This window comes from Arthrobacter bussei, assembly GCF_009377195.2.
In the GTDB taxonomy this organism is placed as follows: domain Bacteria; phylum Actinomycetota; class Actinomycetes; order Actinomycetales; family Micrococcaceae; genus Arthrobacter_D; species Arthrobacter_D bussei.
The window spans coordinates 992,681-1,014,369 of the sequence record NZ_VJXX01000001.1 but is presented as its reverse complement, the minus strand read 5'-3'; the positions used below and the strand labels follow the sequence as shown (position 1 = coordinate 1,014,369).

The window sequence follows — 21,689 nt, the reverse complement described above, 5'->3', positions numbered from 1 at the left end:
GGTCAGTGGGAGGAGACGCTTCTGCCCACCGACCGATCGCGGTCACGGGGCAGAGTGCGCCTCGAGGGCCGCCCTGACGAGTCGAATGAAGGTGTCCGGATCCCTCTGCAGCAGGGACCAGGTGACGCGCAGCACGGGCATCCCGCGTGCTGGCAGCAGATTCCACCGGCGACGGTCTTCCTCGAAGGCGCGCCGGTCACTGTGGTATTCGCGCCCGTCGGCCTCGACCCCCAGGACTCCATCGACAACGAGGCCGAGACGACCGACGCCGGACACCTGCACCTGCGACGCGACGTGGAAACCGGCCTCGAGCAGTCGATACCTCGCGACCGTCTCGAGGATCGACTCAGCCTGCGGATCGATCAGCGCCACGATCCGGCGCAGGGCGCCGGACCTGTGCCCGACGACGTGCTCCCGCAGGTCATCGAGCGTGACGGCGCCCCGGACGACTGCTGATTCGACGATGCACAGGGCATCGAGTTCCGGCAGGCACCGCATGACCTGCAGGCACACGACGAGATCCGTCACGCGGCGTGCCGCTCGATGAACGCGCAAGCCGGCAGTGTCGATCTGCCGCCCGTGGTCCGTGGCAACGTGCATCAGCCGGGGTTGTCGAAGGATCCAGAGCCCGCGGTGGTGCGCCGCACTGACGCAGGCGAGTTCGACGCCCAGCCGTAGCGCGTCCACGACCGCGGGATCATGGTTTGGAAGCGCACAGATACCGCGGGCAACCCGGAGGACCTGAGCCCGTTCGCACGCCGTCGTGATGGCGGCCCTCCCCGTACCGGCGGCCACGAGCTCCGTCAGCCGGGCCACCCCACCCAGCCCGGAAAGCAGGTGAACGACCGTCATGGGACCACTGTGACGGCCCGTCGGGATCCAGGGTGCCGTGTTGTCCCTCTGTGGACGACGCCACGGCCCCGTTGCGGTGACGCGTCAGCCCATTCACCGGCTTCCGTCGGTGGGAAGGAGCGTCTATTCCCACTGACCGGCAACGGTCGGTGGGAGGAGCGGGCGGCAATCCCCCACTCGGAACTCCTCAGCGATGGGAGTCTTCGCGCCTTCGTCCCCCGGGACGCCGGTGGGCGGGAGTCCTCCGACGCCGGAGAGCAGCCCGGTCAGCGCCGATGCAGGCCGTCGAAGACCATGAGGATGATGTCGTCGGCCAGCTTGTCGGCGGTGAGCGGTCCTCCGGGTCGGTACCACTCCACGATCGAGTTGATGGTCCCGAAGATGAGGCGCGTCGTTGTCCGCGGGTCGATGTCGTCGCGGATGGAGCCCTCGTGGCGGGCGGCGTCGACGAGCGCGGCGATCTCACGGTCGAACCTCCGGCGCCGGTCGAGGGCCTCACGCTCCACCTCCGTGTTGCCGCGGAGCCGCAGCAGGAGCGTGACGAAGGGGAGGCGCTCGGTCAGGACGGCGATGGTGCCACGGAGGACGAACTCCAGCCGGGCGTCCGCGGCACCGGTGCCCGCGCGGCTGTCCTCGAGCACGGCCTCCAGCCCGCCGAGCGCGTGGTCGAGCGCGAGCCGGAGCAGGTCGCCCTTCGACGGCACGTGGTGGTAGATCGCCGACTTGCTGATGCCGAGTTCCTCGGCGAGCATGCCCATCGACGTCGCCTCGTAGCCGTGGCGGTTGAAGGCCGTGACGGCGACGGCGAGGACCGACTGCTGGTCGTACCCGGGACGTCCCCGGCGGGCAGTGGGGAGCGGTGCGGCTCCGGCAGCAGTCATACGGTCATTTTTGCACGACCGTTCGGTCGGGAGAGCGGGCAGGACGGCAGGCCACGGCGTCACAATCGAACACAATCCTTAGTTTGCCTAGAGAGTAGTAGCCTTACTGTCGATACCACTGCATCACCCGTGAAAGGGCGCTCACCGTGCCGACCACCTCCTGGGACCTCCGTCTCCGCGCCCTGACCGCCTTCATGAACGCCGAAGGCCGTGAGCCCTCGTCCCGATCTGCCATTGCCGGTGAGCACCGTCTGGCCCTGTGGCTCGACGAGCAGCGGAAGTCGGTGCGTGCCGGACGGATGGGGCCCGCTCGTCGGGAAATCCTGCAGCAGGCGGGGTTGCTCACGGCGGACGAGCTCGGTAGCCCCCGCACCGGTACGGCATGGCTCAGGGTGGCCAGTGTGGCCGAATTCGTCGAGGAGGAGGGTCGGTTGCCCTCCTTCGTGGCGCCGGCCACGGCGGGGGAGAAGCGCCTTGCGGACTGGATGCATGTGCAGCTCTCCGGCCGAGCGGCCGAGACGAAGCCACTCCGCGCACTTCGTGCCATCCTCGACGCGGTGGCTGTCGACGGGCTCGCGCACACCGTCTGAGCAAGGCCCGCCCCTTACGCTGCCTCCTGACGAGTGATAGGTTCTGCGCACGTGCAGCGCTGCAACGGACCCGGACGTGCCCGGGCCGCCAGGGCAGCATTCTGCGAGGAAGCCGATGGACAGCGTGGTGGCGGCGAGCGGCCGAGCGACAGTCTCCTTGATCGCGCCCGGCCTGCAGCGCCTCTCCTGGAGTCCGGGCACGCACATCGACCACGACGACGCGCTCTCGGTGCTCGCCGCGAGCAGGGTCATGTCCTCGGACGGGCCCTACGCCATCCTGGTCGACATGACGACGACGGTCGACGTCCGGTCCGATGCACGGGCCGCCTTCAACGCGGAGTCGCTCGTGGTCGCGGCCGCCCTGCTGGGCGACGGGCCGATGGACGAGGTGCTGGCCGCGGCAGCATGCAGGGCGGTGCATCCCACCCGGTACTTCACGTCCGTCTCCCTGGCGCTCACCTGGCTGGAGGAACGCCTCGCTGACCGGCAGATCCCGTCCGGCGACCCGTCGTTCCGTTGACTGCTCAACGCCCCGCTCCCTATACTGAACGAACGGTCGGTAAATACGCCGCATACGTCCAGACGAGCGAGGTAGCACGATGACGACGACAGCGATTGATCCGCGGAGCCGCGAGGACCACGACGCCGCCGGTGAGCGTCGATTCGACGAACTGATCGCCCAGGACTCACGCATCGAACCGCGTGACTGGATGCCGGCCGACTACCGCAAGTCGCTGACGCGCCAGATCTCCCAGCACGCGCACTCCGAGATCATCGGCATGCAGCCCGAGGCCAACTGGATCACGCGCGCGCCGTCCCTCAAGCGCAAGGCCGTCCTCATGGCCAAGGTGCAGGATGAAGCCGGCCACGGGCTCTACCTCTACTCCGCGGCCGAGACCCTCGGAACGCCCCGTGACCAGATGACCGAGGACCTGATCGCCGGCAAGGCGCGCTACTCGAGCATCTTCAACTACCCCGTCCTGACCTGGGCCGACATCGGTGCGATCGGCTGGCTCGTCGACGGTGCAGCCATCTGCAACCAGGTGCCCCTGTGCCGTGCGTCCTACGGCCCGTACGGCCGGGCGATGGTGCGCATCTGCAAGGAGGAGTCCTTCCACCAGCGCCAGGGCTTCGAGATCCTGCTCGAACTGGCCAACGGCACCGAGGCGCAGAAGCAGATGGCGCAGGACGCCGTGAACCGCTGGTACGCGCCGTCCCTGATGATGTTCGGTCCGCCGGACGAGGACTCGCCCAACTCGCAGAAGTCCATGGAGTGGAACATCAAGCGCTTCTCGAACGACGAGCTGCGCTCGCGCTTCGTCGGCATGATGGTCGAGCAGATCAAGGTTCTCGGGCTCGACCTGCCCGACAAGGACGTGCGCTTCGACGAGGAGACCGGCCGCTGGCAGCACGGGCCCCTGGACTGGAACGAGTTCAAGGAGGTCCTCGCGGGCCGTGGACCCTGCAACGCCCAGCGCATGGAGCGGCGTCGCGAAGCCCACGAGGACGGCGCATGGGTGCGCGAGGCCGCTGCGGCCTACGCCGAGAAGCAGGTCCTCAAGACCGCGCAGGCGGCGTAGGTGACGGGCGGATCGACCACGGGCGACGACGGCGCGAAGGCACCGTCGTCGGGTCCGCGGGAACCACGTGCTGCCTGGCCGCTCTGGGAGGTGTTCGTGCGGTCGTCGCGCGGGCTCTCCCACGTCCACGCCGGATCGCTCCACGCGCCCGACGCCGAGATGGCCGTGCGGAACGCTCGTGACCTCTACACGCGGCGCAACGAGGGCGTGAGCCTCTGGGTGGTCCCGGCGACGGCGATCATCACCAGCGATCCCGACGCGAAGGACCAGTTCTTCGAATCCCCCCAGGGCAAGGACTACCGGCACGCGACGTACTACACCAAGAGCGAGGGAGTGAAGCACCTGTGAGCGAGGCCAACGCCAGCGCCACCCGCATCACCCCGGGCAATGCCCTGCGGCCGGAGGACATCGCACTGCTCGAGACGAAGCCAGGGGACGCCGTCGCGCAGTACGCACTGTGGCTGGGCGACGACGCCCTGATCCTCGCGCAGCGGCTCGGCTGGTGGATCTCCCGAGCACCCGAACTCGAGGAGGACGTGGCTCTCGCCAACATCGCGCTCGACCAGATCGGCCATGCCCGGTCCTTCCTCACCTATGCGGGACGGGCATGGGACAGGACGGAGGACGATCTCGCCTACTTCCGCCGGGAGCCCGAGTTCCGCTCGGTCCACCTCGTCGAGCAGCCCAACGGCGACTTCGCCCGCACCATCGCGCGGCAGTTCGTCGTCGCCCTCTACCAGTGGGAGCTCTACTCGCGGCTGGTGGATTCCAGCGATCCCACCCTCGCCGCGATCGCCGCGAAGGCGGTCAAGGAGGTGGACTACCACCGCGACCACAGCATCCAGTGGATCCTGCGCCTCGGCCAGGGCACCGAGGAGTCGCGCCACAGGATGATCGCGGGCCTCAAGCTGACCTGGCCGTACGTCGAGGAACTCTTCACCGATCACCCACTCGTCGATGAGCTCGGAGACGTCGGTGTCCGCCCGAGCACTCTCCGTGCGCCCTTCGACGCGGCGGTGCAGGTGGTCCTCGCCGAGGCCGATCTGGAGGTGCCGCAGGTGCCCGGATCCGTGGGCGGCGGGCGTCTCGGCCGGCACAGCGAACATCTCGGCTACATCCTCGCCGAACTTCAGGTGCTCGCGAGGGAGTACCCCGGGGCGTCGTGGTGACCGTCATCGACCTGCGGCCCTCGTCCGCCGTGGACGCCGCCGCCTGGGACATCGCGGCGACGGTCTGCGACCCGGAGATCCCCGTCCTCACGATCGAGGACCTCGGGATCCTCCGCGACGCCCATGTCGCGGAGACCGGGCAGGTCCTCGTGACCATCACCCCGACGTACTCGGGCTGCCCCGCCATGGACGCCATCCGCGACGACGTCACCGCGGCCCTCACGGGAGCCGGGTACGACGACGTCGCCGTGCGCCTGGTCCTCTCGCCGGCCTGGACCACGGACTGGATGAGCGACGACGGCAAGGCGAAACTCGTGGACTACGGCATCGCCCCGCCCACGGGGAAGGCCGCCGCCGGTCCGGTCCGGATCGGGCTCAGCGTCAAGTGTCCGCAGTGCTCGTCGCTCAACACCCGCGAGATGACGCGCTTCGGCTCGACCTCCTGCAAGGCCCTGTACGTCTGCAACGACTGCCGGGAACCCTTCGACTACTTCAAGGTGCACTGATGGCCGTCGTCCTCGCCCCCTCCACCCAGCGACGGAGCGCCTTCAACACGCTCACGGTCCGCGAGGTGCGCCGCCTCACCGATGACGCGGTCGAAGTCACCCTCGACGTTCCCGCCGAGCTCCAGGAGAAGTACGACTACCTCCCCGGCCAGTACGTGGCGCTCAGAGCGACGCTCGACGTCGACGGGGCGCCGAGGGAGGTAAGGCGCAGCTATTCGATCTGTGCCGATCCGCGCCCCGGCGAGCTCCGCGTGGCTGTCAAGCGCGACCTCGGCGGCGTGTTCTCGACGTGGGCCAACGAGTCGCTCGCGACGGGGGCCACCCTCGACGTCATGAGTCCGCTGGGACAGTTCACCCCGCGCACGACGCCGGGTGAGCAGGCCGTCTCCCTCGTCGCCGTCGCGGCGGGATCAGGCATCACGCCGGTGATCTCCATCGCACGGTCGATGCTCGCCGGCAGCCCCAAGGCGCGCTTCGACCTCATCTACGCGAACCGGGCGGCGATGGACGTCATGTTCCTCGAGGAACTCGCCGACCTCAAGGACCGCTACCCCGCGCGGTTCGCGCTGCACCATGTCCTGTCCCGGGAGCAGCGCATCTCGCCGCTGCTGTCCGGCCGGATCGACGCCGAGAAGTTGGAGAAGCTCCTCGGGACGGTCCTGGCCGCCGAGCGGGTGGACGAGTGGTTCCTCTGCGGGCCCTTCGAGCTGGTGCAGCTCTGCCGGGATGCGCTCGCGGAGCGAGGCGTCCCCGCTGAGAAGATCCGTTTCGAGCTGTTCACGACGGGCGAGCCCACACGTCCCGAGGGGAGCATCGGCCGGCCGGTCGCGCCCGCGGAGAGCGGCGAGAACTACACCATCTCCTTCAACCTCGACGGCCTCCAGGGATCCGTGCAGAGTCCCACCCATGCGCGGGAGTCCATCCTGAACGCCGCCCTGCGGGTGCGGCCCGACGTCCCCTTCGCATGCGCCGGTGGGGTCTGCGGCACGTGCCGCGCGAAGGTGGTCGAGGGCACCGTGGAGATGACCGAGAACTACGCGCTGGAGCCCGACGAGGTGGCGAAGGGCTTCGTGCTGACGTGCCAGGCCCATCCCACCAGCGACACCGTCACCGTCGACTACGACGCCTAGGAGCAGCGATGACCGCATCACAGGACACCACCGCCACGAGCATGGTCCGGCTGACGATCGCCGACGGCATCGCCGACGTGGTGCTGGATGCGCCCTACCGGCTCAACGCCGTCGATGCCCGGGCGCTCGAGGACCTGGCTGCCGCGTACGACGACGCCGCAGCCGGTGTGCGGGAAGGCACGGTCCGAGCCCTGGTGCTGCGCGGGGAGGGGCGTGCCTTCTGCGCGGGCCGCAACCTCGGGGCCATCACGTTCGAGGACGATGACGCGTACGAGTTCCTCGACGTGACCCTGACGCCCCTGCTCCGGAAGATGGCCGACTTCCCGGCTCCGACGTTCGCCGCGGCGCAGGGCGCGTGCCTCGGCGTCGGGCTCGGCCTGCTCATCGCGACCGACGTCGTCTACGTCGCCGAGGACGCCAAGATCGGCTCGCCCTTCGCCAATCTCGGGCTGATGCTCGACTCCGGCGGGCACTGGCTGTTCATGGAACGGCTCGGCTCGCACCGGGCCCTCGACCTGATGTACACCGGCGACCTCATGACCGGCGCGGAGGCCGTGGCCGGTGGCCTCTTCAGCCGTGCGGTGCCTGCGGCGGACCTCCTCGACCTCACGAGGGCGAAGGCCGCCCGGGCCGCCGGCGGACCGCTGCAGTCCCTCGTCGCCTCGAAGCAGCTCATCGGGCGGATCCGCGACGAGCGCCTGGGCCTGTGGGACGCCATCCGCGGCGAGAACGACGCGCAGGCCGTGCTCGGCAGGTCCGAGGACTACCGCGAGGGTCTCGCGGCCTTCCGGGAGAAGCGGGCTCCGCGCTTCGGCAGCTGATCGGCTCCCGGTTCCGGGCGTTGCCGCCGGTCCTGCCACGCACTGATCGCGCACACGTCCGGACTCCCCGGTACGTGCCCGCGACGACGGCGGCCATGACCAGACTGCAACCTAGCGCGTCGAGGTGGAGGGCTCCTAGGGAGTCGGCAGGATGTAGAGCTGCGCCATCGCCTCGGAGAAGAAGGCAGGGTCGGCGTCGAGGACGGCCTGCGGACAGGTCATGACGGCGCTGACCACCCCCTCACTCGCCGGCATGGCGCGGGTCGCGACGTAGCGCACCCCGGTATCGCCCGCGAGGGTGAGACCCGGGAGCGTCGTCGTCGAGAGGTCCATGGTGGGTCCGCCGGCGAAGTTGATGCTGAGGGGCACGGTGCCGGCCTCGCCCTCGGTCGGTCCGCCTTCGAGGTCCGCGAAGAATTCGAGCAGGTAGACCATGTAGCTCGAGGTGGCAGGAGCGTCACTCAGGAGGTCGCCGTCACCCTCGAGCGGCGGCATGTACGCCTGCTCCAGCAGGAGGTCGCAGCCGTTCGGGCTGCTGAAGGTGGAGATGCCGTCGGCCGGGATGTCGTCCATGGTCCATGTCTCCAGCGGCTGCGCCCAGGACGGCGGGGCCGTGAAGAAGGCGGACGTGTCGAGCGGTTGCTGCTCGGGAGCGTCGATCGCGCCGGCGGCGGGGTCGGGGCCGGTGCCGTCCGGGACGGGGACCCCAGGGACTTCCGACGACGGCGGAGCGGCGAACCCCGTCTCGGAGGCCGTTGTGGTGGTGAACGTCGCGGCGAGACCGAGGATGGCGAGGACCACCACCACACCGATCAGGCCGACCACGAGTGTCCCGGCACCGATCAGGACCCAGCCCCACACCGGCAGGCCCTTCCTGTGCGGACGCGGGCCACCAGGGCCTGGCGCATAGCCGCTGACGGTGCCCTGCGGAACCTGACCTGGTCCTGTGAACTGCGGCGGGGAAGGCCGGCTCCCGACGAGCTGCTCGGCGTCGCCGGGTCCGGGTGTCGCCCACAGGTTCTCCGTGCGGGGGCCGTCGGTCCGCGGCACATCATCGAAGGACGCGCCGCGGCCCGGACCATTGTCGAAAGGGCCGGGGGGAGTCGCACCGCCCCCGAGCGGGCCCGGGGGAATCGGCGGTACGCCGGACCCGCCTGCGCCGTGCGGGCGCCTCCCGTCGTCGTGCTCCTGACCGCCGGTGCTCCCTGAACCAGTCATTCTCTCCCCCACGTGGAACCACGCGAACCCGGCCCCGCGGATCTGCTTCGGTCATTATGCCGGGGTGCGGGGAGCAAACACCATGGGTAGCCCTGCCGAGGTAGCGGGAGAACCGTGACGAAGGTCGGCAGAAGCAGAAGCAGAAGCAGAATCAGAAGCAGAATCAGAAGCAGAATCAGAAGCAGAAGCAGAATCAGGCATGGCAAGCTGGCGACATCGCATCGCCCACAGGAGGAGCCACCATGGCCGGTATCGCGAATCCGCTGGAGGAGTTGTCCCTCGAGGACCTCCGGCGCCGCACGAGCGTCAAGTGGCGGACCTACCCGGAGGACGTCCTTCCCCTGTGGGTCGCCGAGATGGACGTCAGACTGGCCGAACCGATCGCCGCCGCGCTCGTACAGGCCATCGAGCACGGCGACACCGGCTACCCCTCAGGGCGGGGACTCGCCGAGGCCTACGCGGGGTTCGCCGCGCGGCGTTGGGGTTGGGCCGGCGTCGATCCGGCGAACACCGCCCTGGCACCCGACGTCATGCTCGGCATCGTCGAGGTGATCCGGCTCCTGACGTCGCCCGGCGACACCGTCGTCGTCAGCGCACCCGTCTACCCGCCGTTCTACGCGTTCGTGGAGCATGACCAGCGCCTGATCAGGCACGCGCCGTGCACCGAGGCGGGCCGGCTCGACCACGAAGCGCTCGACCGCGTGTTCGGCGAGGTCCGTGCAGCAGGCAGGCCCGCCGTCTACCTCATGAGCAACCCCCACAACCCGACCGGCACGGTCCACTCCCGCGCCGAACTGGAGCAGCTGGCGGACCTGGCGCGCCGCCACGGCGTCCGCGTGGTCTCGGACGAGATCCACAGCCCGCTCGTCCTGGCGGGTGCCGCCTTCACGCCCTATCTGAGCGTGGCCGGCGCGGAGGACGGCTTCGCCGTGGTGGCCGCGTCGAAGGCCTGGAACCTGGCCGGCCTGAAGACGGGGCTGATCGTCGCCGGTCCGGGTGCGGCGGCCGACCTCCGGCGTCTGCCCGAGGAAGTGGGACACGGTGCTAGCCACCTCGGCGTCATCGCCCACGCCACCGCTTTCGACGAGGGGGAGCCCTGGCTGGACGCCCTGCTCGCAGGACTGGCGGACAACAGGACGCTGCTGCGCGAGCTCGTCGGGGAGCGGCTCCCGCAGATCGGCCTGCGTCCGCCCGAGGGGACCTACCTCGCGTGGTTGGACTGCCGCCCGCTGGGCCTTCATGACCCTGCCGCGGACGGTGCCCCGGGTATCGTGACCGACCTGGCCGGTCCGGCACGGTTCTTCCTCGACCACGCCCGGGTCGCCCTGAGTTCGGGCCATGTCTTCGGCGCCGGCGGGGGAGGTCATGTCCGGTTGAACTTCGCGACATCGCGCGCCGTCGTCACCGAAGTGGTGGACCGGATGGCGCGGGCGCTGGAGGTTCGCGAGATGTCCCGGCCGGGCGGGTAGAAGCCGGGTGTGCAGCATCGGGTGACCCGCGACGCGGCGGGCCCTACAGTGGGTCCACGCCACCAGCACCCAGGAGCTGCCATGTCCCTCGTCCGCGTGCACAACTTCTCCATCTCCCTCGACGGGTTCGGCACCGGGGAGGGCCAGACGCTCGAGGCCCCGTTCGGGCATGCCGGCTCGCGGCTCGTCGAATGGGCGTTCGAGACCCGCACCTTCCGCGGGATGGGCCTGCACGGGGAGTCGGCGGGTTCCTCCGGCGTCGACGAGGCCTTCGCGAGCGCCTGGAAACCCGGTATCGGTGCGGAGGTCATGGGCCGCAACAAGTTCGGACCCCACCGCGGCCCCTGGGAGGACCACGAGTGGAAGGGGTGGTGGGGCGGGAATCCCGTCTTCCACACGCCCGTCGTCGTCCTCACGCACCATCCGCGGCCCGTGCTCGAGATGGAGGGTGGGACGACGTTCCACTTCGTCGATGCGGAGCCGGCGGCGGCGCTCGCGCAGGCACGCGAGCTGGCGGGAGGCCTCGACGTCCGGATCGGCGGCGGCGTCACCACGGTCCGCGCGTTCCTCGAGGCCGACCTCATCGACCACCTGCACATCGTCCTCGTGCCGATCGTCCTCGGGCGGGGCGAACGCCTCTGGGACTCTCTCGAAGGACTCGAGCAGCGCTTCGCCATCGAAGCCACGCCGTCCCCCAGCGGCGTGGTCCATCTGATCCTCACCCGCAGGGCGCGGTGACCGCCGGTCCTCGCCGGCCGCGGTGACCACCGTGACCGCCCGTCCTCCGACGGGAACGGCGACACGAGGGCGGATGCCCTCAGCGCGTGTCGAGGTCCTCGAAGACCAGGAACGTCTGGGTGTCGAGCACCCCGGGCATGGACTGCAGCTGGTCGAAGATCACGCGCCGCAGGCCCACGTTGTCCTCGGCCCGCACCAGGAGGATGACGTCGAAGTCCCCGCCCACCAGGGCGATGTGGTGGATCTCCGGGACGTCGCGGAGTTTGTCCCGGAGCTCGCGCCAGGAGTGCTGCCGTACCTTGAGGGTGACGTAGGCGGAGGAGCGGAGGCCTGCTTTCGCGGGATCGATGATGGCCGTGAACCGGGTGAGGACGCCGTCCTCGGTGAGTTTCGCGATCCTCGAATAAGCGTGAGCGCGGGAGATGTGCACCCGTTCGGCGACCGACGTGACGGACTGCCGTCCGTCCCGCGTCAGTTCGGCGAGGATCCTCCGGTCGACGTCGTCGAGTTTTCCGTCCGCCACCTGTCCACGCTCCTTCACGTAATCCAGCTCACACTAGCGATTCGTCCAAACAATACTCCTTCCTGGATTCGAACATCCAGACTTCTGCTGCTCTCTGGATACAAAAGAGGACCGCTGGCCATACTGGAGCGACACAGCATCCAGCGCCGGGGATCCCGGCGCGCGGGATCGACGCGCCGCTGCAGCGGCCGGTGACGGAGGCGGACATGAGTACGGCAACGAACGAGGGCAGGGGCATGATGGGCGTGCCTGCGGAGGACGGAACGACGTCGGCGGCAGACCGCGCGCTCCTCCCGTCGGCCCGGCCGGTGCAACTGATCGACCCCGCGGGGCGGCACACGCACGACGACCGCTACCCCCTCCCCGACGGTGAGCGCCTGCTCGGGGTCTACGGCCGGCTCGTGACGGGCCGCCGGATCAACGACCAGGCGAACGCGCTCGTGCGCCAGGGCCGCATGGCGGTCTATCCGTCCTCGCACGGACAGGAGGCGTGCCAGGTGGCCGCCGCCGTCGTGCTGGACGAGGAGGACTGGCTGTTCCCCACCTACCGTGACACGGTCGCGGTCATCACGCGCGGCGTCGACCCGCTCGAGGTCCTGACGCTCCTGCGCGGTGACTGGCACGGCGGCTACGACCCCTACGAGCACCGCGTCGCCACGCAGGCCACCCCGCTCGCAACCCAGCTGCTGCATGCCGTCGGTGTGGCGCACGCCGCGAAGCTGCGCGGTGAGCCGACCGTGGTCCTCGCCATGTGCGGTGACGGTGCGACCAGCGAGGGGGACTTCCACGAAGCCCTGAACTTCGCCGCCGTGTTCCACGTCCCCGTGGTCTTCTTCATCCAGAACAACGAGTTCGCCATCTCGGTGCCGCTCTCGAGCCAGACCGTGGCGCCGTCGCTGGCGCACAAGGCCATCGGCTACGGCATGCCGGGCGAGCGGGTGGACGGGAACGACCTCGCTGCCCTCCTCTCCGTCCTCGGCTCCGCCGTGGACCGCGCGCGTGACGGCGGGGGCCCCTCGCTCATCGAGGCACACACCTACCGCATGCAGGCGCATACGAACGCCGACGACGCCACCCGCTACCGCTCGGCCGACGACGTCGAGCAGTGGGTGCCGCGCGATCCCCTCCTGCGGATGCGCACCTACCTGCGGGACCTGAACCTGCTGACCGATGACGGGGAGCGCACGCTCTCCGACGAGGCGGAGCGCATCGCGGCCGCCATCCGCCAGGGACTCAACACGGAGGTCGACGTGAATCCGGCAGAGCTCTTCGAGTACGTGTACACCGAGAAGACGTCGCAGCTGCGCGAGCAGGCGGAGCAGCTGCGCGAGGAACTGGCGCGCGGCGCCGACCCCGCTGCGGACGACGCCGGCGACGCACCCGGCGCCGGCGACCAGGCGACGGGGGACCGGCCATGACGCAGACCACGGAGGCGCCCGCCCGCGCAACCCAGGACCGGCAGGCCGGCGTCGTACCACCCGCACCACGATCCACCTCGACGTTCGCGAAGGCCCTCAACGCCGCCCTCGCGGACGCCATGGAGGCCGATTCCGCCGTGCTCATGTTCGGCGAGGACGTCGGGAGGCTCGGCGGGGTCTTCCGCATCACCGACGGACTCACCGCCCGGTTCGGCGAGGAGCGGTGCTTCGACACCCCGCTCGCCGAGGCCGGCATCATGGGCATGGCCGTGGGCATGGCGATGAACGGCATGAAGCCCGTGGTCGAGATGCAGTTCGACGCCTTCGCCTACCCGGCCTTCGAGCAGGTGGTGAGCCATGTCGCGAAGATGCCGAACCGGACCCGCGGCAAGGTGCGCCTGCCGATCGTCATCCGGATTCCCTACGCCGGCGGGATCGGCGGCGTGGAGCACCACTGCGACTCCTCCGAGGCCTACTACGCGCACACGCCGGGCCTCACCGTGCTGGCGCCCGCGACAGTGCGCGACGCCTACTTCATGCTGCGCGAGGCGATCGCCTCCCCGGACCCCGTCGTCTTCCTCGAGCCGAAGAAGCTCTACTGGTCCAAGGAGGAGGTGGACCTCGCGGAGCTCCGCCGCACGTACGACGACGGTCAGGCGCCCCGGCGGATCGGCCGCGCCGTCGTCGCCCGCGCGGGAACCGACGCCACGCTCATCACCTACGGTCCGTCCGTGCCCACGGCGCTCGCCGCTGCGGCTGCCGCCGCCGAGGAGGGGCGCTCGATCGAGGTCATCGACCTGCGCTCCATCGTGCCCTTCGACGACGAGACCGTCTGCGAGAGCGTCCGGCGTACCGGCCGCGCCGTGGTCGTGGCCGAGGCCCCCGGGTTCGCGTCGGTGGCGTCGGAGATCGTGGCCCGCGTGCAGGAGCGCTGCTTCCACTCGCTGGCGGCACCCGTCCTCCGGGTCACCGGCTTCGACATCCCCTACCCCTCGCCCAAGCTGGAGCACTTCTACCTGCCGAGCGTGGACCGCATCCTGGACGCCGTCGACCAGCTGCAGTGGGAGGACTGAGATGAGCACGCCGACCGTTGCCGAGAAGCTCCTCGTCTTCATGCTCCCCGACCTGGGGGAGGGCCTCACGGAGGCCGAGCTGGTGTCCTGGCTCGTGGCGGAGGGGGACACCGTCGCCGTCGACCAGGCGATCGCCGAGGTCGAGACCGCCAAGTCCGTGGTGGAGGTACCGTCCCCCTTCGCGGGAACGGTCGCCGTCCTCCACGGGCGGCCGGGCGAGGTGCTCGACGTCGGCGCCCCCTTCCTGTCCGTGCGGCCCGAGGGGGCTCCCGCGACAGGATCCGGCGCAGCTACCCCCGATGCCGCAGTCACCTCTGATGCCGCGGCGATCGACGGCGCCGCCGAGGAGCTTCGCGAGGATTCCGGTGTCCCGGCGTCCGCGACACGCCCCGACGAGCAGCCACCGGTCGTGAGCGAGGGGTCGGGGAACGTCCTCATCGGTTACGGCACCCCGGGTGGGCTGACCGGCGGCCGGACGCGACCGCGCAAAGGTGCGGCCCCGACAGGCACGCGACCGGCGCTCGTAGGTGCTGTGGATTCGACGAGCAGCCCGGCGAGCGCATCCGCACACGTCGCCGGGCGGGCGCCGACCCAGGGTCCGGCTCGCACTCCGGCCGGGAGGCCGGCTCACGCCTCGACGGACCCGGGTGAGGCTCACGAGCGACGCGCACCCCTGTGCGTCTCGCCGCTCGTGCGCAAGCTCGCCCGCGACCACGGGATCAAGCTCGACGACGTCCTCGGGTCGGGGGAGAAGGGCCTGATCCTCCGGCGCGACATCGATGCCGCCATCGCCGCGCACGTCATCCCCTCCGGCCTGGCGGATGGTCCCGAAGCGGCCGCGCCCCCTGCGGAGCCATCGACGTCCCGCGACTCACGGTCCGGCCTCGCCATCCTCGAGCGGACACCACTGCGCGGCGTGCGGCGGACGATCGCGGACGCCATGTCGCGGAGCCGGCGGGAGATCCCCGAGGCGACCGTATGGGTGGACGTCGACGTCACGGCCCTCGTCGAACTCCGCGACGGCATCAAGCGACGCACGCCCGACGCCGTCCCCGGCATCCTCGCTTTCGTGGCGCGCTTCGTGGTCGCGGGCCTGGCGCACTATCCCGAGTTGAACAGCAGGATCACCACGGGCGAGGACGGCACGCAGGAGCTCGTGCGCGTGGACGGCGTGAACCTCGGCATCGCGGCCCAGACCGACCGAGGTCTCGTGGTGCCGAGCGTCCGACGCGCCGACACCCTGTCGGCGCGTGGACTCGATAACGAGATCCGGCGGCTGGCCGCCCTGGCGCGTGCCGGGAAGGCGACGCCGTCCGATCTATCCTCCGGCACCTTCACGCTGAACAACTACGGCGTCTTCGGAGTGGATGGCAGCGCCGCGATCATCAATTACCCGGAATCGGCGATCCTCGGCATGGGACGCATCATCGACCGCCCCTGGGTGGTCGACGGTGAGCTCGCCGTACGGAAGGTGACCGAGCTGACGCTCGCGTTCGACCACCGGGTGTGCGACGGCGGGACGGCCGGCGGGTTCCTCCGCTTCGTCGCCGACGCGATGGAGAACCCCGGCGGGATGCTGGCCGACCTCTGACCGGCCGCGGACGACGCTGTCCGGTCAGCCCCTGCCGGGGTCTTCCAGCAGACCGCGCTGCGCGAGGTCGGCCTCCGGAGCGGCCTCCGGGGGCAGCGGATCCGTGGCGTCGGGGACGTCGTCCGGCACGTAGTCCTTCAGGCCCAGGGCCACTTCCTCGCGTTCGGTGGCGAGCGCGAGGGCGTCGTCGTCCACGTGGTCGTCGGACTTGCCGTGGGTCCGGGGCGAGGGCCGCGGCAGGGCGTCGTTGTCGGGGTTGAGATCGTCCAGCGTCGGGAACTCTTCGTTGATGTCAGCCATCACTCCAGCCTAGGAACGCGTGCAGTCGGTCGCGACGTGCGGATCGTGCCGGTCGATGCCTTCCGCTCGATGACGGCGCGATTTATGATCCGCAGCCTCGCCCCGGGCAGTACCGAGACCCCGGTGTGCTGTTCCGGCACCATCCTTGGAGAACCCGCACGAGGATCATGTGGCGGAGGTGGTACCTCGGGCTCTCTTGGGATCACACGCCGGAACGTGACTCCATGGAAGACGTCGATCGACGACTGTTGCTGTCAGCACCTGCGGGGGAGAGGCGGTGAGCGAGGTTCCACCACCTCCGTGACAACCTGACACGTCGGCCGCTGCTCGACCGGGCAGGGTGCCTGGAGAAGCCTCAGCTGCTCAGGACGTCCCTCAGCAGTCGAGTGATCGAAAGGGGGCTGGTGCTCGGGGTCCTGGGATGGGCCGGCATCGTTCTGTGACCAGCAGGCGCACGAGCAGTGAGCGCGACCATAGTCCGTCAGGGATGCATAGGCGCATATTTTCCGGCCTGGAGGATGAGGCCTGCGGTTAGGGTTGAACGTTCTGACATCGGTCTCGATTGAAGAGTGTCGAGGTGTTGGACGAAGAGCGAGGGACGCAGCGTGGAGCGGTACGGCAGTGCAGGCGCGGAAGAAGAGGTTGATCGGATCACAGCTCATGCTCGGGGTATCTTCGACGCGACGTCGTCGGCATATTCCCTGATGGATCCCGAGTACGTGATCCTCGACGTGAATCCAGCGTTCGCAGAGTTGGTAGGGATCTCTGCCGCTGACCTCGTCGGGCGCCAGGCTTTCGAGGTGTTCGCAGAGAGCCCGTCGCAATCCGGTCAGGAGCCGGCCAGGGTGATGCGCGAATCACTGGAACGGGTGAAGAGGACCGGACAGAGGGACAGCATGCTCCTCCACCGGTTCGACATCCCTGATCCTGCCCGCCCCGGCGCCTTCCTCGAGCGGTACTGGAGTCCGGTCAACAGCCCGGTGCTGGACGGCAGCGGTCGAGTGGTCGCTCTCCTGCAGGAGGTGCACGACGTCACCGAGCACCGCGAGGACCTCGTCCGTCTCCTCGAATACCTCAAAGCTGATCCGGACGCACCCTACGCGGACCGGCATCAGCGGTTCACGGAATACTCGGCGGCGACCATGGTGACCTCCGGTCTCTACCGATCCGCGCGCCAAGAGGTGGAACAACTGCAGGAAGCGATGAACTCGCGGGCCGGTATCGAGCAGGCCAAGGGTGTTCTCATGGCCCAGCATCACTGCACCGGCGAAGAGGCTTTCCTCCGGTTGCAGAGACTGTCCAACGACACGAATGTCAGGCTGAAGGACGTCGCAGCCGCCATCATCTACCAGGCCGCAGCACCTCCCAGCGACGAATAGCCGTGCACCGGACCCGATCACCCTCGAGGCGCAAGCCAGGAGTGACTGCTGTTGCGACCTCTCGCGTCCGCCGGACCACTCGCCGAATCCGCACCGTCGATCACCCGCGGCAGGCTCTGCAGACGGCCTCGGCCCTCCGGCTACGCCAGGTCCTCGGGCCGGGTGCGGAGCTTCCGGGCGATCACGGCGAGGGCACGCTGGTCGTCCTCGTCCAGCGGGTCGAGGACCGACTCCCTGACGGCCCGGACGTGCGTGGGCGCCGCTGCCACGACGACGTCGAAGCCCGGGGCGGTGAGCGCCACGAGGGTGTAGCGCCCGTCGGCCGGATCGGGCGATCGCGTCACCCACCCCCGCTGCTCGAAGCGCTTCACCACGTTGGACAGCCGGGACAGGGAGCCGTTCGCGAGGTAGGCGAGATCACTCATGCGGATCTCGTGGTGCGGTGTCTCCGAGATGTGGCTGAGGGTCAGGTAGTCGAACAGGGTCAGGCCGGCTTCCTGCTGCAGGGGTGATTCGAGGCGTCCGGGCATGAGGAGCACCAGCGACACCAGCCCGGTCCAGGCTTCCTTCTCGTCGGGGGACAGCCAAGCGACGGGCTCCGACGCGCTGCCTACGGGGTCGATGCTCGAGGAGGAAACCATGCATCCATCGTATCGGCGGTCCCTTGACTTCACGCATGAAGTCATGCTTGAATCACTTCACGCTTGAACTCATTGAGTCACCTCGATCCCCGACCCGAAGGACATGCCATGCCCGTCACCCTGATCAACCCGGAGAACCACATCTCGGTCCCGCTCTACCACCACGTGGCCGTCGCGTCCGGCTCGCGGCAGGTGCACATCGCCGGGCAGGTGGCCTGGGACGCGGAGGGGCGGCTGGTCGCGCCGGGAGATCTCGCCGGACAGATCGTCCAGGTGCACCGCAACGTCGCGAAGGCACTCGCGGCCGCCGGGGCGACCTTCGACGACGTCGTCCGCTTCACGTGGTACGCCGCGGGCTGGAAGCGGGAGATGTACGGGGCCTTCACCGAGGGCATGGACCGGGCGCGTGAGGAGTTCTCGATCCCCGCAGTCCCTGCTGCGCTCATCGGTGTCGAGATCCTCTTCGAGCCCTGCATCCTCATCGAGGCCGAGGTGACGGCGGTCATCCCGTGAGGGCCGTGTCCGAGGGCGGTCTCGCGAGCACCAGGCCCAGCAGGTGCCCCCGATGACGGTCCTGATCGTCACGGCGCACCCCGATCAGGGCTCCCTGACGCATCACGTCGCCGACCGCCTCGGCGGACTGCTCGAGGGGCAGCAGCCGCAGTTCGCCCACCTGGACCAGGAGCAGTTCGATCCCCGTTTCACCGTCGAGGACCGGCGGCTGTACCGCGGTGCAGGGCAGCCCCAACCGTCCGTCCTGCGCGAGCAGGAACGGCTCGACGCCGTGACGGACGTGGTGCTCGTCTTCCCCCTGTACTGGTGGTCCATGCCGGCGATCCTCAAGGGGTGGATCGACCGGGTCTTCATCGGCGGGTGGGCCTTCGACGACGACGGCGACGGTCCGGTGCGGCCCCTGCTCCAGCATCTGACCATGCACCTGCTTCCCCTGGCCGGAACCGAGGAGGAGTCGATCAGGCGGCACGGGTACGCGACGTCGTTCGCCACGCAGATCGAGCAGGGCATCATCGGGTTCTGCGGGATGCGCCATGGGACCACGGCCTTCATCCACGAATCCGAGTCCACCGACCGTGCAGCGGTCGAGGCAGCGGTCGTCGCCGCGACGACGCGGGTCGCGGCCGGCATCCGGCGCACCTCCCTCGATGCGCGCATGGTGGGCTGAAGCCCGGGGGAGGTGCGCCCGGGGGCGCGGGGGACCGTAGGGTGGGACCGGTGATCGAATCGACCGAAAGCATCCCCTCCGGCACGCCGACCAGCCGACCCGGCTTCGTCCGGGTCCTCGGCGCCACCGAGAACAATCTGCGCGGAGTCGACGTCGACTGCCCCCGGGACGCCGTCGTCGCCTTCACGGGTGTCTCCGGCTCGGGCAAGTCCTCCCTCGCGTTCGGGACCATCTACGCCGAGGCCCAGCGCCGCTACCTGGAGTCGGTGGCCCCGTACGCGCGGCGGCTCATCCAACAGGGCCACACCCCGCATGTCGCCTCGATCACCGGGCTGCCTCCCGCCGTCGCCCTCCAGCAGCGGCGCGGCACCCCGAGCGCCCGCTCGACCGTCGGCACGCTGACCACGCTGTCCAACTCCCTGCGGATGCTCTACTCCCGGGCCGGCACATACCCGGCGGACGCCGCCGGACGGCTCGAGTCCGACGCCTTCTCGCCGAACACTGCGGCCGGCGCCTGCCCGCGCTGCCATGGGCTCGGCATAGCCCGAGACGTCACGGAGCAGTCCCTCGTGCCCGATCCGACGCTCAGCATCCGCGACGGCGCCATCGCCGCCTGGCCGGGCGCCTGGCAGGGCAAGAACCTGCGCGACGTCGTGAGCGAACTGGGTCACGACATCGACGTCCCCTGGCGTGAGCTGCCCGAGGACGCGAGGACGTGGCTCCTGTTCACCGAGGAGCAGCCCGTCGTCGAGGTGACCCCGCAGCGGGACCGCGTGGCCAAGCCCTACAAGGGGCGCTTCTGGAGCGCGAAGAGCTACGTGCTGCACACCCTGCACGATTCCAAGAGCCAGCAGATGCGCGAGCGCGTGCTGCCCTTCATGGAATCCGGGCCGTGCGGGGTCTGCGGCGGGAGCGGATTGCGGCCGGAGGCGCTCGCGGTGACGTTCGCCGGCCTCTCGATCGCCGCGGCCAACGCCCTGCCGCTGGCGGAGCTGGCTGCGCACCTCGAACCGGCAGCGACCCTCGTCCACCCGTCCGCCGCACACCGGTCGTGGACCTCGGGGGAGGGGACGGAGGTGTCGGTGACCATCAGCAGGGACCTCGTGCAGCGGCTCGGCACGCTCGTGGACCTCGGGCTCGGGTACCTCAGCCTCGGCCGCGCCACGCCCACGCTCTCACCCGGGGAGATGCAGCGGCTCCGGATCGCCACCCAGCTCCGCTCCGGCCTGTTCGGCGTGGTCTACGTCCTCGACGAGCCCTCGGCGGGCCTTCATCCGGCCGACGTCGAGCCGCTCCTGGCCGTCCTCGAGGAGCTCAAGGACGCCGGCAACTCGGTGTTCGTCGTCGAGCACAACATGGACGTGGTGCGCCACGCGGACTGGATCGTCGACGTGGGCCCGGGCGCGGGCGAGGGCGGTGGCACCGTCCTCTACAGCGGCCCGGTCGACGGCCTCGCCGCCATCCCGGCATCGGTGACGGCACCGTTCCTCGCCGGAAGCGGATCCGCGGACGCCGGTCCTCCCGCCCCGCGTTCGCCCGCGGGCTGGCTGCGCCTGACCGGCATCCACCGCCACAACCTCGCGGGACTCGACGCCGAGATCCCGGTCGGCGTGCTGACGGCGGTCACCGGGGTGTCCGGTTCCGGGAAGTCGACCCTGGTCAGTACGGTCCTGGCCGAGGCCGTCGGGGCGCACGTGCGCAACGACACCCCGGAGGAGATCGACGACGACGCCGACAGTCAGGCCGGCGCGGCAGAGCCGCCAGTGGCGGGCATCAGCGGCCTCGAGGCCGTCGACCGGCTCGTCAGCGTCAACCAGAAGCCGATCGGGCGGACGCCGCGATCCAACCTCGCCACCTACACGGGGCTCTTCGACGCCGTGCGGAAGGCCTTCGCCGCGACGGACGAGGCCCGGGCCAGGGGCTTCGGAGCGGGTCGCTTCTCCTTCAACGTTCAGGGCGGCCGCTGCGAGACGTGCCAGGGCGAGGGCTTCGTGTCCGTCGAGCTGCTCTTCCTGCCCGGGAGCTACGGGCCGTGCCCCACCTGTCACGGCGCGCGCTACAACGAGGAGACGCTCTCGGTCACGCTGGACGGCCGCAGCATCGCCGACGTGCTCGCCCTGACGGTCGACGACGCCGCCGGCTTCCTCGCGAACGTCCCCGCCGCAGCGCGCTCCCTCGCCACGCTCCGCGAGGTGGGCCTGGGCTACCTCCGCCTCGGCCAGCCGGCCACCGAGCTGTCCGGGGGCGAGGCCCAGCGGATCAAGCTCGCCACGGAACTGCAGCGCGCCCGCCGCGGGCACACCCTGTACCTGCTCGACGAGCCGACCACGGGCCTGCACCCGGCCGACGTCGTCCTGCTCCTCGCCCAGTTGCGCACGCTCGTGGACGCGGGGAACACCGTCGTGGTCGTGGAGCACACCATGTCCGTGGTGGCCGCGGCCGACTGGGTGATCGACCTCGGGCCCGGAGGCGGTTCGGCGGGCGGGTCGATCGTCGCGACGGGGACGCCTGCTGACGTCGCCCGCCTCGACGCGGGGACGAGCGCCACGGCGCCCTATCTCGCACTCCATCTGGCAAGTCATCGGGCGGCGCCCGCGCACCAGCTGTGACGCGACCGGGTCCGCGCCGCG

At 70.0% G+C, this 21,689-nt stretch carries 23 protein-coding genes; 17 read left to right on the top strand and 6 right to left on the bottom strand.

Translation table 11 applies throughout. From position 1 onward, the window contains the following. Positions 1–42: 42 nt before the first annotated feature. On the bottom strand, positions 43–852 hold the full coding sequence (locus FNH21_RS04795) for a hypothetical protein (RefSeq protein WP_152812676.1): 810 nt from the start codon (positions 850–852) through the stop codon (positions 43–45). 266 nt (positions 853–1,118) lie between these two features. Then, positions 1,119–1,733, bottom strand: coding sequence for a TetR/AcrR family transcriptional regulator (locus FNH21_RS04790; RefSeq protein ID WP_055767609.1), 615 nt, complete (start codon positions 1,731–1,733; stop codon positions 1,119–1,121). Positions 1,734–1,879: 146 nt separating this feature from the next. Between FNH21_RS04790 and FNH21_RS04785 the strand changes: the two genes are divergently transcribed. From FNH21_RS04785 to FNH21_RS04750, 8 genes are all read left to right on the top strand, one after another. Then, on the top strand, positions 1,880–2,323 hold the full coding sequence (locus FNH21_RS04785) for a helicase associated domain-containing protein (RefSeq protein WP_152812674.1): 444 nt from the start codon (positions 1,880–1,882) through the stop codon (positions 2,321–2,323). A 115-nt stretch (positions 2,324–2,438) separates the two neighbouring features. Then, positions 2,439–2,843 carry a DUF7793 family protein gene (locus FNH21_RS04780; RefSeq protein ID WP_152812672.1) on the top strand — a complete coding sequence of 135 codons (405 nt, stop codon included), beginning with the start codon at positions 2,439–2,441 and terminating at the stop codon, positions 2,841–2,843. Between the two features lie 79 nt (positions 2,844–2,922). Then, complete coding sequence (paaA, locus tag FNH21_RS04775) at positions 2,923–3,903, top strand: 1,2-phenylacetyl-CoA epoxidase subunit PaaA (RefSeq protein WP_152812670.1); 981 nt, start codon at positions 2,923–2,925, stop codon at positions 3,901–3,903. Further along, on the top strand, positions 3,904–4,251 hold the full coding sequence (gene paaB / locus FNH21_RS04770; protein WP_055767621.1) for a 1,2-phenylacetyl-CoA epoxidase subunit PaaB: 348 nt from the start codon (positions 3,904–3,906) through the stop codon (positions 4,249–4,251). Further along, a complete protein-coding gene (paaC, locus tag FNH21_RS04765; protein ID WP_191931619.1) occupies positions 4,248–5,072 on the top strand; it encodes a 1,2-phenylacetyl-CoA epoxidase subunit PaaC in 825 nt (274 codons plus the stop codon). The genes paaB and paaC overlap by 4 nt, the downstream gene beginning before the upstream one ends. Beyond that, positions 5,069–5,578 (top strand): 1,2-phenylacetyl-CoA epoxidase subunit PaaD, encoded by a 510-nt coding sequence (gene paaD / locus FNH21_RS04760; protein WP_338403153.1) that lies wholly within the window; start codon positions 5,069–5,071, stop codon positions 5,576–5,578. Before paaC ends, paaD begins: the two co-directional genes overlap by 4 nt. Further along, positions 5,578–6,708 carry a 1,2-phenylacetyl-CoA epoxidase subunit PaaE gene (gene paaE, locus FNH21_RS04755; protein ID WP_152812668.1) on the top strand — a complete coding sequence of 377 codons (1,131 nt, stop codon included), beginning with the start codon at positions 5,578–5,580 and terminating at the stop codon, positions 6,706–6,708. Before paaD ends, paaE begins: the two co-directional genes overlap by 1 nt. 41 nt (positions 6,709–6,749) lie before the next feature. Then, positions 6,750–7,529 (top strand): enoyl-CoA hydratase/isomerase family protein, encoded by a 780-nt coding sequence (locus FNH21_RS04750; protein WP_152814027.1) that lies wholly within the window; start codon positions 6,750–6,752, stop codon positions 7,527–7,529. Positions 7,530–7,664: 135 nt separating this feature from the next. Here FNH21_RS04750 and FNH21_RS04745 read toward each other — a convergent pair whose 3' ends face one another. Further along, positions 7,665–8,390, bottom strand: coding sequence for a hypothetical protein (locus tag FNH21_RS04745; RefSeq protein WP_152812666.1), 726 nt, complete (start codon positions 8,388–8,390; stop codon positions 7,665–7,667). Positions 8,391–8,989: 599 nt separating this feature from the next. On the opposite strand from FNH21_RS04745, the gene FNH21_RS04740 reads away from it, so the two are divergent. Further along, entirely contained in the window at positions 8,990–10,216 is a 1,227-nt protein-coding gene (locus tag FNH21_RS04740; RefSeq protein WP_152812664.1) for a MalY/PatB family protein, read from the top strand. 81 nt (positions 10,217–10,297) lie between these two features. Next, positions 10,298–10,954 carry a dihydrofolate reductase family protein gene (locus tag FNH21_RS04735; protein ID WP_152812662.1) on the top strand — a complete coding sequence of 219 codons (657 nt, stop codon included), beginning with the start codon at positions 10,298–10,300 and terminating at the stop codon, positions 10,952–10,954. Between the two features lie 79 nt (positions 10,955–11,033). Here the strand turns inward: FNH21_RS04735 and FNH21_RS04730 are convergent, their stop codons facing one another. Next, positions 11,034–11,477, bottom strand: coding sequence for an Lrp/AsnC family transcriptional regulator (locus tag FNH21_RS04730; protein WP_055767641.1), 444 nt, complete (start codon positions 11,475–11,477; stop codon positions 11,034–11,036). 206 nt (positions 11,478–11,683) lie between these two features. Here FNH21_RS04730 and pdhA point away from each other — a divergent pair, with 206 nt between their 5' ends. Genes pdhA through FNH21_RS04715 form a run of 3 tightly spaced genes read left to right on the top strand, consistent with a single transcriptional unit; the run spans position 11,684 to position 15,559 of the window. Beyond that, positions 11,684–12,895, top strand: coding sequence for a pyruvate dehydrogenase (acetyl-transferring) E1 component subunit alpha (pdhA, locus tag FNH21_RS04725; RefSeq protein ID WP_152812658.1), 1,212 nt, complete (start codon positions 11,684–11,686; stop codon positions 12,893–12,895). Further along, a complete protein-coding gene (locus FNH21_RS04720) occupies positions 12,892–13,968 on the top strand; it encodes an alpha-ketoacid dehydrogenase subunit beta (RefSeq protein WP_152812656.1) in 1,077 nt (358 codons plus the stop codon). The genes pdhA and FNH21_RS04720 overlap by 4 nt, the downstream gene beginning before the upstream one ends. A 1-nt stretch (position 13,969) precedes the next feature. Further along, entirely contained in the window at positions 13,970–15,559 is a 1,590-nt protein-coding gene (locus FNH21_RS04715; RefSeq protein WP_152812654.1) for a dihydrolipoamide acetyltransferase family protein, read from the top strand. 24 nt (positions 15,560–15,583) lie between these two features. On the opposite strand, the gene FNH21_RS04710 is transcribed toward FNH21_RS04715, so the two are convergent. Next, positions 15,584–15,859, bottom strand: coding sequence for a hypothetical protein (locus tag FNH21_RS04710; protein WP_152812652.1), 276 nt, complete (start codon positions 15,857–15,859; stop codon positions 15,584–15,586). Between the two features lie 569 nt (positions 15,860–16,428). Here FNH21_RS04710 and FNH21_RS17395 point away from each other — a divergent pair. Beyond that, positions 16,429–17,238, top strand: a complete 810-nt coding sequence (locus tag FNH21_RS17395; protein ID WP_338403152.1) for an ANTAR domain-containing protein — start codon at positions 16,429–16,431, stop codon at positions 17,236–17,238. A gap of 140 nt (positions 17,239–17,378) precedes the next feature. Here the strand turns inward: FNH21_RS17395 and FNH21_RS04700 are convergent, their stop codons facing one another. Further along, complete coding sequence (locus FNH21_RS04700) at positions 17,379–17,879, bottom strand: MarR family winged helix-turn-helix transcriptional regulator (protein ID WP_152812648.1); 501 nt, start codon at positions 17,877–17,879, stop codon at positions 17,379–17,381. Positions 17,880–17,987: 108 nt separating this feature from the next. On the opposite strand from FNH21_RS04700, the gene FNH21_RS04695 reads away from it, so the two are divergent. Genes FNH21_RS04695 through FNH21_RS04685 form a run of 3 tightly spaced genes read left to right on the top strand, consistent with a single transcriptional unit; the run spans position 17,988 to position 21,668 of the window. Beyond that, positions 17,988–18,392, top strand: coding sequence for a RidA family protein (locus FNH21_RS04695; protein WP_152812646.1), 405 nt, complete (start codon positions 17,988–17,990; stop codon positions 18,390–18,392). A 52-nt stretch (positions 18,393–18,444) separates the two neighbouring features. Beyond that, the gene (locus tag FNH21_RS04690) at positions 18,445–19,059 is read left to right on the top strand and encodes an NAD(P)H-dependent oxidoreductase (RefSeq protein WP_152812644.1); all 615 of its coding nucleotides are present in this window, start codon (positions 18,445–18,447) and stop codon (positions 19,057–19,059) included. Positions 19,060–19,109: 50 nt separating this feature from the next. Continuing rightward, positions 19,110–21,668, top strand: a complete 2,559-nt coding sequence (locus tag FNH21_RS04685; RefSeq protein ID WP_422108744.1) for an excinuclease ABC subunit UvrA — start codon at positions 19,110–19,112, stop codon at positions 21,666–21,668. Positions 21,669–21,689 lie beyond the last annotated feature (21 nt).

Coding starts and splice junctions, on each gene's coding strand:
- FNH21_RS04780 (WP_152812672.1), top strand. CDS start 2,439: ATGGACAGCGTGGTGGCGGCGAGCGGCCGAGCGACAGTCTCCTTGATC.
- FNH21_RS04715 (WP_152812654.1), top strand. CDS start 13,970: ATGAGCACGCCGACCGTTGCCGAGAAGCTCCTCGTCTTCATGCTCCCC.
- paaA (WP_152812670.1), top strand. CDS start 2,923: ATGACGACGACAGCGATTGATCCGCGGAGCCGCGAGGACCACGACGCC.
- FNH21_RS04790 (WP_055767609.1), bottom strand. CDS start 1,733: ATGACTGCTGCCGGAGCCGCACCGCTCCCCACTGCCCGCCGGGGACGT.
- FNH21_RS04720 (WP_152812656.1), top strand. CDS start 12,892: ATGACGCAGACCACGGAGGCGCCCGCCCGCGCAACCCAGGACCGGCAG.
- FNH21_RS04795 (WP_152812676.1), bottom strand. CDS start 852: ATGACGGTCGTTCACCTGCTTTCCGGGCTGGGTGGGGTGGCCCGGCTG.
- FNH21_RS04695 (WP_152812646.1), top strand. CDS start 17,988: ATGCCCGTCACCCTGATCAACCCGGAGAACCACATCTCGGTCCCGCTC.
- paaE (WP_152812668.1), top strand. CDS start 5,578: ATGGCCGTCGTCCTCGCCCCCTCCACCCAGCGACGGAGCGCCTTCAAC.
- FNH21_RS04710 (WP_152812652.1), bottom strand. CDS start 15,859: ATGGCTGACATCAACGAAGAGTTCCCGACGCTGGACGATCTCAACCCC.
- FNH21_RS04735 (WP_152812662.1), top strand. CDS start 10,298: ATGTCCCTCGTCCGCGTGCACAACTTCTCCATCTCCCTCGACGGGTTC.
- FNH21_RS04750 (WP_152814027.1), top strand. CDS start 6,750: ATGGTCCGGCTGACGATCGCCGACGGCATCGCCGACGTGGTGCTGGAT.
- FNH21_RS04740 (WP_152812664.1), top strand. CDS start 8,990: ATGGCCGGTATCGCGAATCCGCTGGAGGAGTTGTCCCTCGAGGACCTC.
- FNH21_RS04700 (WP_152812648.1), bottom strand. CDS start 17,879: ATGGTTTCCTCCTCGAGCATCGACCCCGTAGGCAGCGCGTCGGAGCCC.
- pdhA (WP_152812658.1), top strand. CDS start 11,684: ATGAGTACGGCAACGAACGAGGGCAGGGGCATGATGGGCGTGCCTGCG.
- FNH21_RS04690 (WP_152812644.1), top strand. CDS start 18,445: ATGACGGTCCTGATCGTCACGGCGCACCCCGATCAGGGCTCCCTGACG.